The following is a 10,979-nucleotide window of genomic DNA, read 5'->3' as shown; positions in this document are numbered from 1 at the left end:
ATACCAAATGGCAATATGTGCCGATTTTTGTGGCGATCTCCGCAATGACTGGTATGGTCATCTCTGCATTTCAACAAGACCAGGGCATTGCCATGTCCATGACCGAGAAGGCGGGCCGGCGGTTTGCCGACCTGGACCTCTGGTCCACGCCCGACATTCTGGAAGCCCTGTGGGGTGGACAGGCGCGGGCGGTGTCAGCCTGTCTGGCCACGCTGCCCGCCCTGTCCGCGGCCGTGGACGCGGCGGCGGCGCGGTTGGGCGGAACGGGAAGGCTGATTTATGCCGGGGCGGGATCATCGGCCGTACTGGCCGCCCTGGACGGGCTGGAACTGCCGGGCACCTTCGGCTTTCCCCTGGACCGCATCGAACTGGTGCTGGCCGGTATTGGCGACCTGCGCCGGGGCTTCGACGGGGCGGTGGAGGATGCCGGCGATGCGGGGGCGGACGCGGTCCGGGCGCTGGGGCCGACCCCGTCCGACATCGTGATCGGTGTTTCGGCAAGCGGGCGCAGTGCCTTTACCGTAGGGGCCCTGGACGCCGCGCGCCATGCCGGTGCCCAGACGGTGGCAATTGCCAGCAATCCGGATTGCCCCCTGTTGCGGGCGGCCGGGCACCCCCTGTTCGTGGACAGCGGGGAGGAGGTGATCGCCGGGTCCACCCGGCTGGCCGCCGGCACGGCCCAGAAGCTGCTGCTGAACCTGTTCTCCACGGCGCTGATGGTGCGGCTGGGCCATGTGCATGGCAACCTGATGGTCAATGTACAGGTGAACAATGCAAAGCTGCGCGCCCGGGCGCTGGACATGCTGTGCCGCATCACGGGCGCGGACGCGCACCGGGCAGCGCAGGCGCTGACGGATTGCGACGGGGCGCTGAAGCCGGCGGCCCTGGTGCTGCTGCGGGGACTGGCACCGGCAGCGGCGCTGGCCGCCCTGGCGCGGGCGGGCGGCAATCTGCGCCGCGCGCTGGGTGAATGACGGCGCCCCCTTCCCTTCCCCGCGGATAAGGCAACCGGAACCATGGATCTGCTGGTCAAGCTTTACACCCTGCCCCCCGGTCCGGAGCCGCTGCCCCCCGGTGTCACCCTGCGACGGGCGCTGGCGCCGGAGGCGCCGGCCATCCTGCCCTGGATCGCCGCGCGGTTCGGGGACGGGTGGCAGGCCGAGGCGGCGGCCGCCCTGTCGGCCTGCCCGGCCCGCCTGTATCTGGCCCATCGGGATGACGGCACCCTGCTGGGCTTCGCCTGCCATGACGTGACGGCCCGGGGCCTGTTCGGCCCCACCGGCGTCGATGCGGCGGCCCGCGGCACGGGCATCGGCACGGCGCTGCTGCTGGCCGCCCTGCGCGCCATGGCGGCGGATGGCTATGCCTACGCCGTCATCGGCGGGGCGGGGCCGGTGGATTTCTACCGGCGGGCGGTTGGCGCCATCCCCATTCCTGACAGCGAACCCGGCCTTTACCGCGGCCTGCTGCGCCCGCCGGGCTGATGGGCGCGCCCCCGCCAGGAGAGGGCGCTGAAGGGCACGTCAATGCTTCGGCTTGCCTTCCTTTGGCATTTCCTCCCCCTCGGGCTGGGACAGGAAGAACAGGTTGCGCAGGAAACCCGGCGCCAGCACGGCCAGCGGATTGACCCCGACCGACAGGTCGCTGGCCGGCCCCTTGACGCTGTAGGTCGCGGCGAACAGCCCCTGCCCCTCCCCACCCATCAGCAGATCGCCCAGCACCGGGATCACGCCCAGCAGCTTGTTCACGGTGGTGAACGGCACGATGGTGCCCTGCAGGGCGACATGGTCGCGCTTCAGGTCGACATTGCCTTCCAGCGTCAACCCCACCTGCGAGCCGGAGGTGCGCATATCCCGCAGGGTGATACCGTCCTTGTGCCACAGCCAGTCGCCCGTCAGCCGGGAAAAGGCGATGGGCTGGCCCGACAGGAAATTGGCAAAGCCGCGCGGCGACGCGGCGGACAGGAGACGGGCCAGCACGGGTGCATCCTGCACTTGGTAATCCGTAAGTTCGGCCTTGCCGGCGATGGCCTGTGCGGGATCATCGGGATTGCTGCGGCCGGTCAGCGCCAGCCGCCCGCCCTTAAGCTGGCTGATGATGTCCAATCCGCGCAGGGTGGCGCCGGCATCGTTGGTTTCCGCCGCCAGGGTCAGGATGCGCCCGTCGGCCGGATCGGGCGCGTAATGCACCGTCAGGCGACCTCCCTCCCCCACCTCGGCATCCAGTTCGGTGCGATACCAGATGCGGGTATCGCGATCCATGCGGCCCCGGGCGTTGCGGATTTCGCGCCCCTCATCCCCCATGACGGCGCGACCCAGATCGAAGGTGATGGACAAAGGCGGCTTGGGCGCGTCCACATCCACCGGTTCCGGCACAAGCGGCCGGCCATCCGGCCCCTTCTCCCGGCTGCGCAGGGGGCGGGCGTCGAAGCTGGCGCCGCGCACATCGATGGCCAGCCCGCCTTTTCCATCGGTATCGCGGATATCGATGACGGCATCGCTTTCCCCCAGCTTGAACTGGTCCAGCTTCAGGTGGGAAAGACCGTAATCGGCCTCGCGCAGGGTCAGGGACCCGATGGCCGTCAAGGCTTCCGTCGTCACCACAAAGGCGGGGATCAGCAGGGGCTTGCCGTCATGGAAGCGCACCGTGCCGCGGGCCTGGCCGGGTTGCCCCGCCTCCTTGCGCCATTTCAGCAGATCGATGCGCAGGACGGACGGTGTCAGATCCAGCTCGGCCTGGATGGATTGTACCCGCTGCCCGTCCTTGCGCTCGCTGGTATAGGTCATGTCGATGCCGGCCGGACCGTTCAGCCAGTCGGGGAAATCCAGGTGGAAACGGCCGCGCTGCTCGTCATCCACCTGCCCGCGTACACGCACCTGGGTGCCGATGGGGGCGTCGGCGGGGAAATTTTCCAGCCATTCGACCTGGGCGGGCACGCCGTTCAGCAGGGCCGTACCCGCCATGCGCAGGTCCTGCCCCGTCACGGTCAGTTGCACGGCCCCTTGCGTGGCGGAAATATCGGCCACGATGTCGGGTATCGACACATCGGTCAGCGTTGCCTCGCCATGCAGGTCCACCATGTCCATGGTCAGGTCGTGAACCAGCGGAAAGGCGAAATGCAGATCGGCCCGCGCATGGCCGCCGGCCATTTCCGGCACCAGATTGACCTTGGCGGCATAGCCCAGCGGCGGATGGTCCAGGACGGTCAGGGCAGAGGCCAGCGGCCCCTCCAGGGCAACCCGGATATCGATGCTGTCCGTGACGTCGGTGTCCAGCCCCAGGATACGGATCGTGCCTGGCCCCGCCTTCAGGTCCAGCAGCGTACCGTCATGCACGTCGATATCGAAGGTCTTGCCATCGAACCGGGCCGTGGCCGACACGCCCGTCACGGGCGGCAAGGGCCGGCGGTAATGGACCGTGAAGCCGGAAAGGGCAAAGTCACCGACCATCCGCGAGACGTGGAACGCCTCGGGGTGATCGACGGGACCGGCGCCTTCCAGCGTAAAGACCGTCCGGTCGAACATGCCATCGGCCAGGTTCGCCACCATCCAGTTGCGGGTATTCTCCTGCACGCCGACGGGCCAGTATTTCGGCAGGTCCGCCATGGGCAGACCCGTCAGTTCCGTGGTCAGCGCGACATCGATATTCTTGTCATGCTGATGCGCCGTGCCCGTGACGGTCAGTTCCGCCGGCCCCGGCATTTCCAGATTGAACCGGTCCAGCACCAGCCGGCGGCCGGCATCGTCCAGCGTGCCATGCAGTTCCACATGATCGAAATCCAGCGGCTGCGGCAATTGCCCCGGCAGCGACAGCCGGCCCTTGCCCCCCGTCAGGCCCAGCACCAGATTGACCGGCGCCAGATCGGCATCCAGTTCCAGCAGCACCGACCCGGCCAGCATCACCTCCAGCCCGCGCAGCGGATGCAGCACGGGCGCGATATCGGCGAAATCGGCCGGGGACAGGTCCGTCATCTCGCTGCGCAGGGTGATGCCGCCATCGTCTGCCCGCCAGGCCACGTCCGCGGCCACCTGATTGATCTGTCCGCCCATGTCGATATCGGCCGACATGCGGCCGCGTACACCCGTCACGTCGCGGCGCAGCCGCAAATCCAGCCGGGGCACCTGCCAGGTGGTCTGCGTCGCCAGGTTGGCCACGACCAGCCGGCCGCGCGTGATGCGCAGATCATGCAGCGCACCCATGGCGGCTTCCGGATCGGGCGGGCTACGCATGGCCTCGATCAGGTCGGCCAGGATCCGGGCGCCGGCGCCCGGATCGTCACCGTCACTGCCGACATCCAGGCGGAAACTGCCATCGGGCAGACGCTCGGCATACAGGGCGGGTTCGACAAGGTCGATCCGTGTCGGCGCCGCACGCCCGCGCAGCAGGGCCGGAACCGACAGGCCCAGGCGCATTTCCGGCACCGCGGCCAGCAGCGCGCCGCTGGCACCATGCGCCTCCACCCCCAAGACCCCGATATCGATGGGCGTCCCGAACCCGGCCCAGGCCAGTTCGGTTCCCTTCACCTCCAATTGGACGACACCATCGCTGCTCAAAACCTGGGTCAGATAGGGGGTGACGAAATCGATCTGCATCGGCCCCTGTGCCAGGCGCCATGTCAGGAAGCCGCCCCCCACCAGCAGCATCAACAGAAGCCCGGCAACCAGTTCCAGCAGGACAAGGGCGGTGCGACGCAGCATCAGTCTCGGTTCTCCGGCACCGGAGGCCGGGCGGTTACGGGCGGCTTGACCTTGTACACACACGCGGCGCAGTCTGACCGCCGCCCGCGTACAGGTTGGGATAGCCCGGCAGACACATGATGTTCAATCAAGAATCCCTCCCCCGCCTCGGTGATCCGCAACGTGCCGCCGTCGGCCTGGAACATTGGCACGATGCGGCCGGCCCCGGCTGTGACCCCGATCTCGCGGAATTCGCCCGTTCCTATGCCGCGGGTTCCGAAGGACGCGCCGTTCTGGCGGCGGTCTTCGCCAACAGCCCCTTTCTGGGGGCGGCCCTGGTGCGGGAAATGGGCTTCTTCCGCACCATCCTGGACAAGGGCTTCGACGCGGCTTTCGCCGACCTTCTTGAAGGTCTGTGGCGTGATCATGGCGGAGAGACAGGCAGCGACCGCCTGATGAAGGCGCTGCGCATCGCCAAGCGGCGGGCCGCCCTGCTGATCGGGTTGGCCGACATGGGCGGCGACTGGACGCTGGAACAGGTGACCGGCGCCCTGTCCGACTTCGCCCAGGCCAGCCTGCAACTGGCCACACGTCTGGTGCTGCGGCAAGCCGCCGCAAGCGGCAAGCTGGTCCTGCCCGATATCGGGCAGGCGGAAAAGGGCAGCGGCTTCATCGTGCTGGCCATGGGCAAGTTCGGGGCGCGCGAACTGAATTATTCGTCCGACATCGATCTGATCGTGCTGTACGACGATGGCATCGTACAGGTTCCGGACGGGGAGATGACGAAGCTGTTCGTGCGCGTGACGCGCGAACTGGTGCGCATCATGGATGAGCGCACGGCCGACGGCTATGTCTTCCGCACCGATCTGCGCCTGCGCCCGGATCCCGGTGCCACGCCCGTGGCGGTCAGCGTTTCGGCGGCGGAGGCCTATTACAGCAGCCTGGGCCAGAACTGGGAACGGGCCGCCATGATCAAGGCGCGGCCCGTGGCCGGCGACCTGGCGGCGGGCCAGGGCTTCATGGACATCATCCGGCATTTCATCTGGCGCCGGAACCTGGATTTCGCAGCCATCCAGGACATTCATTCCATCAAGCGCCAGATCGGCACCCACAAGGGCCATCGGGAAAAGACCGTCAACGGCCACAATATCAAGATCGGGCGTGGCGGCATCCGTGAGATCGAGTTCTTCGCCCAGACACAGCAACTGATCTTCGGCGGCCGCGACCGGTCGTTGCGCACCTGCGGCACGGTGGAAACGCTGTACGCCCTGGTGGCATCCGACCGGGTGGAACGGCAGGTGGCCGACGACCTTGCCGCCGCCTACCGGTTCCTGCGCACGGTGGAACACCGGGTGCAGATGGTGGATGACCAGCAGACCCACGAACTGCCCAGGACGGACGAGGGCGTGGACCGCATCGCCGCCTTCCTGGGCTTTGCCGATGCGCAGAGCTTCCGGGCAAAGCTGATGGCCACCCTGACGGTGGTGGAGGACCATTACGACCGCCTGTTCGCCGAAAGCCCGGCGCTGTCCGGTTCCGGCAACCTGGTCTTCACGGGCACCGAGGATGACCCGGAGACCATGGAGACATTGCGGTCGATGGGTTATGCCAACCCGTCGGCCGTCGCGGGACAGATCCGGGCCTGGCATCATGGCCGCTACCGGGCCACGCGCAGCCAGCGCTCACGGGAGTTGCTGACCGAACTGGTGCCCACGCTGCTGGCAGCCTTCGCCAAGACGCCGCATCCCGATCAGGCCTTCCTGAAGTTCGATGAATTCCTGAGCCGGCTGCCGGCCGGCGTGCAATTGTTCAGCCTGTTCTATGCCAATCCCAATCTGCTGGACCTGGTGGCAGAGGTGATGGGCACCGCGCCGCGCCTGGCGGAACAACTGGCCCGGCGACCGCAGGCGCTGGACGCCGTGCTTCTGCCCGGCTTCTTCGGCACCCTGCCGGACCGGGAGGAACTGGAAGCTGGATTCGAGGCGCTGGTCGGCGGTGCCCGCTATTTCGAGGAGGTGCTGGACCTGACCCGCCGCTGGGTCAGCGAGCACAAGTTCCGGGCCGGTGTCCACATCCTGCGCCATGTCAGCGATGCCGACCGGCTGGGCGCCTTCCTGACGGAGGTGGCGGAAGTGGCGCTGACCGGCCTGCAGAAGGCGGTTGAAGATGAATTCGCCAGACGCCATGGCCGGTTGCCGGGGGCCGGACTTTCCATCCTGGGCCTGGGCCGGGTGGGGGCACGATCGCTGATGCTGCGGTCCGACCTGGACCTGATCACCGTCTACGAGGTGCCGGACGGGGTCACCCAATCCGATGGCGACAGGCCGCTATCGCCCAACGATTACTACATCAAGCTGACGCAGCGGCTGGTCAACGCCATCACGGCCCAGACGGCTGAGGGTACTTTATACGAGGTCGACATGCGCCTGCGCCCCAGCGGCAATGCCGGGCCACTGGCCGTCAGCTTCGACGGGTTCGCCCGTTATCAGCGGGAAAGCGCCTGGACCTGGGAACATATGGCCCTGACCCGCGCCCGGCCGGTGACGGGACCGGAGGGGCTGCGCCGGAAACTGGCGGAGGAGATCCGCGCCGTGCTGACCCGGCCCAGCGATAGGGAAAAGCTGCGCACCGATGTGGCGTCGATGCGCACACGGATCGACCAGCAGCACCGGACGGACGACATCTGGAACGTGAAATATGTGCGCGGCGGCATGATCGATATCCAGTTCATCGCCCAATACCTGACCCTGCTGCACGCGCCGGAAAAGCCGGACATCATCGACCCCAACACCACGGGCGCGCTGGCCTGGCTGGGCGACAGCGCCTATCTGGATGTGGAGACAGCCAAGCTGCTGATCGATACGCACAAGACCTGGCGGCGTGTACAGGGCTTCCTGCGCCTGACCGTGGAAAGCGGCTTCGACGCGGCCAGGGCGCCGGCCGGCCTGAAGGCAGGCCTGGCCCGCGCCGCCCTGCCTGACATGCCCGAGGGCACGCCGTTCGAACGGATCGAGCAGATACTGCGCGACAAGGCCGCCGGGGCGAAGGCGGCCTTCGACCGGATCGTGGGCACGGCCACGGCGTAAAGCGCGGGGGACGGGCTATATCGCCTCGTCCGTCGCCGTGATCCCCAGCGACCCGTCGAACAGCGCCGGCATGACCAGCAGGTCGGTGACCCCAGGATCGGCACCCAACTGCTTCATCAGGGTGGTCGCCTGCCCGCGATGATGCGTGCCATGGTTCAGCACATGGGTCACCAGCACCCAGCCGGGCATGGTGCGGCGGCGGCCCACGACCTTGCTGCCATAGGTGAAGGGCGCGGCCAGCCAGGCATCCGTCACCATCTCCCCCGCCCAGCGGGCCATCAGGCCATCGGCCGCCGCACGCCGGGCCACCAGTTCAGCCCAGTCGGGGAAGGCATGTTCATTGATGCCGGCGGCAGGGGCCGGGGTCCCCATCAGCCGGTGCATCCAGATAAGATCCGCCCAGAGCAGATGGTCCAGCGTGCGGTGCAGGGACCCGAAAAAGGCCCCCAGGTCACGTTCCCGTTCCGAAGCCGGCAGGGTGGAACAGGCCACCATCATCCGCTGGTTCATCCAACCGCCATAGCGCACCATGGTCCGCACATAGTCGGCGCTGATCATGCCTTGTCCTCCCTGCGTGAAGCGCTTTTCCCGGCAGGGGGCAGCATAGGGCATAGCGGCGGTCCCTGTTACCCGAAACAGTCAGGTCAGACGGCAAGCGCGTCGCGCGTTGCCGCGACCCCCAGCGATCCGTCGAACAGGCCCGGCAGGGCCGGCAGGTCCGTGACACCGGGATCGACGCCCAGTTGCATCATGAGGGTGCTGGCCTGCCCGCGATGATGGGTGGCATGGTTGATCATGTGGGTGACCAGCACCCAGGCCGGCAGGGTCCAGCGGTGCGGATTGAAGCGCGTGACATAGGTCAGCGGCGCTGCCAGCCATTCCGGGGTGACGGTCCGCTCCACCCAGGCAGCAATATGGGCATCCGCCGCGGCGCGGCGGGCCACCAGGTCATCCCAGTCGGGACAAAACAGCGTTTCCGACGCCGGGCTGGGCGCAGCGGTGCCTTCAAACCGGCTCATCCAGATCAGGTCGGCCCACAGGATATGGTCCAGCGTGCCCTGCAGGGACCCGAAGAAGGCCCCCAGGTCACGGCCGCGGTCGGCGGGGGGGATGCCCGTGCAGGCCGCCATCATCCGGGTGTTCATCCAATGGCCGTAGGCCACCATGGCCCGCACATAATCCACGCTGATCATGGGATCCCTCCCTTCATCCTGAGGCCGGGCGGGTTGACACTCGCGCCCGGCATCTAAATCCTTTGGCGTGATCCATTATCCCCGAAGGACCTGTTCCATGACCATCACCATCGGCGAATCCGCGCCCGATTTCACCCTGCCGACCGACGGCAATGGCAGCGTCAGCCTGTCGGACCTGCGCGGCCGCAACGTGATCGTCTATTTCTATCCGAAGGACGACACGTCCGGCTGCACGGCACAGGCCTGCGGCTTTGGCGAATCGCTGCCGCAGTTCCAGAAGGTGGACGCCACCATTATCGGCATTTCCAAGGACAGCGTGGCCAGCCATGACAAGTTCAAGGCCAAGTACAACCTGCCCTTCATCCTGGCATCGGACAAGGATGGCGATGTGACGGAACGCTATGGCGCCTGGACGGAAAAGAACATGTATGGCCGCAAATACATGGGGATCGAACGGTCGACCTTCCTGATCGACAAGCATGGCGTGGTGCGCGGGGTGTGGCGCAAGGTCAAGGTCCCCGGCCATGTGGATGCCGTGCTGAAGGCGGCGCAGGAACTATAACCTTCCGCTGGGGTCCTGGCCGATTGACACCCCGGGCCATCGACGCCCAAGCTGTGACCAGACCGGGCGGAGCATGCTGGACCATGATTGTCGGCGATCTGCTGGAAAAGCTGCGGCTGCAGGAATTTGCCGCCTATGTCGGGCCCGATAACGGGCCCGATCCGCGCTTCCTGCGGCTGACCCGGCTGGCCCGCCGGAAATTCGGCATCCCCATGGCCATGGTCAACCTGATCGACGCGACGGACATGTGGCCGAAGGCGGCGGACGGCATCAACGCCGTCCGCATGCCCCGCGAAACATCCTTGTGCAATCTGGTGGTGCAGGACGGCACCCTGGTTATGGGCGATCTGTCCGCCGATCCCCGGTTCGCGGCCCTGCCCGCCGTGGCCGCCGCTGACGGGTTGCGCTTCTACGCGGGCGCGCCCATCCGCACGCCCGCCGGACAGACGCTGGGCGTATTCTGTGTGCTGGACAGACGCCCCCGGCTGGATTTCGGACCGGAACAGGTCGAGACATTGGAAACCCTGGCCGGCATCGCCATGGATCAGCTTGCCCTGGACCGGGCCCTGCGGGACGCTGCGGCCGCACGGGAGGCGGCGGAGCGCATGGCCGGTGCGCGGGCCAGCTTCCTGGCCGTGATGAGCCACGAGATCCGGACACCGCTGAACAGCATCGTGGGTTTCGGGGAGTTGCTGGACCGTGCCGGCCTGCCCGAACCGCTGGGTGATTATGCCCGCACCGTGCATGAGATGGGCCGCGACCTGCTGCACCTGCTGAACCACACGCTTGATTATGCCAAGCTGGAATCCGGCACCGTCGAACTGGAGGACCGGCCCTTTCGGCCGGCCGAGGTGGCGCAGCGCAGTCAGCGGCTTGTGGAGAAGGTGTGCCAGGACAAGGGTCTGTCACTGGAACTGACGATCGACCCCCGCCTGCCGGACCGGTTGCGGGGCGATGGGCTGCGGTTGCAGCAGATTCTGGGCAACCTGCTGTTCAACGCCGCCAAGTTCACCGACAAGGGCGGCATCACCGTCACGCTCCGCCTTGACGCGCAGGATGACCGGCGGTCATGGCTGCGGGCCGATGTGGTGGATACCGGCATCGGTGTTGCGCCGGAGCGGCGGGACAGGCTGTTCCAGGCCTTCTACCAGGCCGACGCCTCGCACAGCCGCCGCTTCGGCGGCAGCGGCCTGGGGCTTGCCATCTGCCGCCAACTGGCACAGGCGATGGGCGGCACCATCGGGTACGAGCCGGCCGAAGGCGACGGCAGCCGCTTTTGGCTGCGCCTGCCGTTCGTGCCGGCCTGATACCAATTTGCGATGAGTAGAACTCATCGCAAATTGGTCCGGCGGCGACCGCCACAGCACCGCACGTGCGGCGTAGCCAAGCCAACGAATGTTGGCGCCGGCGGTTGAGGACGGTGATCAGAACCTATAGGTTCTGATCACCGCAAAATAGTATC

Annotated in this window: 8 protein-coding genes; 5 read left to right on the top strand and 3 right to left on the bottom strand. The window is 67.2% G+C overall.

Going from position 1 to position 10,979, the window contains the following annotated elements:
- Positions 1-92: 92 nt before the first annotated feature.
- Positions 93-974, top strand: coding sequence for an N-acetylmuramic acid 6-phosphate etherase (locus tag ACM9LZ_RS13695; RefSeq protein ID WP_416620040.1), 882 nt, complete (start codon positions 93-95; stop codon positions 972-974).
- Between the two features lie 42 nt (positions 975-1,016).
- A complete protein-coding gene (locus ACM9LZ_RS13690; protein WP_416620039.1) occupies positions 1,017-1,484 on the top strand; it encodes a GNAT family N-acetyltransferase in 468 nt (155 codons plus the stop codon).
- A gap of 39 nt (positions 1,485-1,523) precedes the next feature.
- Here ACM9LZ_RS13690 and ACM9LZ_RS13685 read toward each other — a convergent pair whose 3' ends face one another.
- A complete protein-coding gene (locus ACM9LZ_RS13685; protein ID WP_416620038.1) occupies positions 1,524-4,697 on the bottom strand; it encodes a YhdP family protein in 3,174 nt (1,057 codons plus the stop codon).
- Positions 4,698-4,813: 116 nt separating this feature from the next.
- Between ACM9LZ_RS13685 and ACM9LZ_RS13680 the strand changes: the two genes are divergently transcribed.
- On the top strand, positions 4,814-7,762 hold the full coding sequence (locus ACM9LZ_RS13680) for a bifunctional [glutamine synthetase] adenylyltransferase/[glutamine synthetase]-adenylyl-L-tyrosine phosphorylase (protein WP_416620037.1): 2,949 nt from the start codon (positions 4,814-4,816) through the stop codon (positions 7,760-7,762).
- A 15-nt stretch (positions 7,763-7,777) separates the two neighbouring features.
- Here the strand turns inward: ACM9LZ_RS13680 and ACM9LZ_RS13675 are convergent, their stop codons facing one another.
- Positions 7,778-8,320: a DinB family protein gene (locus ACM9LZ_RS13675; RefSeq protein ID WP_416620036.1), complete on the bottom strand. Its 543-nt coding sequence runs from the start codon at positions 8,318-8,320 to the stop codon at positions 7,778-7,780.
- An 86-nt stretch (positions 8,321-8,406) separates the two neighbouring features.
- The gene (locus tag ACM9LZ_RS13670) at positions 8,407-8,955 is read right to left on the bottom strand and encodes a DinB family protein (RefSeq protein WP_416620035.1); all 549 of its coding nucleotides are present in this window, start codon (positions 8,953-8,955) and stop codon (positions 8,407-8,409) included.
- A 97-nt stretch (positions 8,956-9,052) separates the two neighbouring features.
- Here ACM9LZ_RS13670 and bcp point away from each other — a divergent pair, with 97 nt between their 5' ends.
- On the top strand, positions 9,053-9,517 hold the full coding sequence (gene bcp / locus ACM9LZ_RS13665) for a thioredoxin-dependent thiol peroxidase (RefSeq protein ID WP_416620034.1): 465 nt from the start codon (positions 9,053-9,055) through the stop codon (positions 9,515-9,517).
- Positions 9,518-9,600: 83 nt separating this feature from the next.
- Positions 9,601-10,824 (top strand): GAF domain-containing sensor histidine kinase, encoded by a 1,224-nt coding sequence (locus tag ACM9LZ_RS13660; protein ID WP_416620033.1) that lies wholly within the window; start codon positions 9,601-9,603, stop codon positions 10,822-10,824.
- Positions 10,825-10,979: the final 155 nt, after the last annotated feature.

This window comes from Niveispirillum fermenti (assembly GCF_048066175.1).
Classification (GTDB): domain Bacteria; phylum Pseudomonadota; class Alphaproteobacteria; order Azospirillales; family Azospirillaceae; genus Niveispirillum; species Niveispirillum fermenti.
The sequence above is the reverse complement of the archived record's forward strand: the minus strand, read 5'-3'. Positions and strand labels throughout refer to the sequence as shown.

What these genes read in the sequence shown, in the direction of transcription:
- ACM9LZ_RS13695 (WP_416620040.1), top strand. Translation starts at nt 93, where the DNA reads ATGTCCATGACCGAGAAGGCGGGCCGGCGGTTTGCCGACCTGGACCTC.
- ACM9LZ_RS13690 (WP_416620039.1), top strand. Translation starts at nt 1,017, where the DNA reads ATGGATCTGCTGGTCAAGCTTTACACCCTGCCCCCCGGTCCGGAGCCG.
- ACM9LZ_RS13685 (WP_416620038.1), bottom strand. Translation starts at nt 4,697, where the DNA reads ATGCTGCGTCGCACCGCCCTTGTCCTGCTGGAACTGGTTGCCGGGCTT.
- ACM9LZ_RS13680 (WP_416620037.1), top strand. Translation starts at nt 4,814, where the DNA reads ATGATGTTCAATCAAGAATCCCTCCCCCGCCTCGGTGATCCGCAACGT.
- ACM9LZ_RS13675 (WP_416620036.1), bottom strand. Translation starts at nt 8,320, where the DNA reads ATGATCAGCGCCGACTATGTGCGGACCATGGTGCGCTATGGCGGTTGG.
- ACM9LZ_RS13670 (WP_416620035.1), bottom strand. Translation starts at nt 8,955, where the DNA reads ATGATCAGCGTGGATTATGTGCGGGCCATGGTGGCCTACGGCCATTGG.
- bcp (WP_416620034.1), top strand. Translation starts at nt 9,053, where the DNA reads ATGACCATCACCATCGGCGAATCCGCGCCCGATTTCACCCTGCCGACC.
- ACM9LZ_RS13660 (WP_416620033.1), top strand. Translation starts at nt 9,601, where the DNA reads ATGATTGTCGGCGATCTGCTGGAAAAGCTGCGGCTGCAGGAATTTGCC.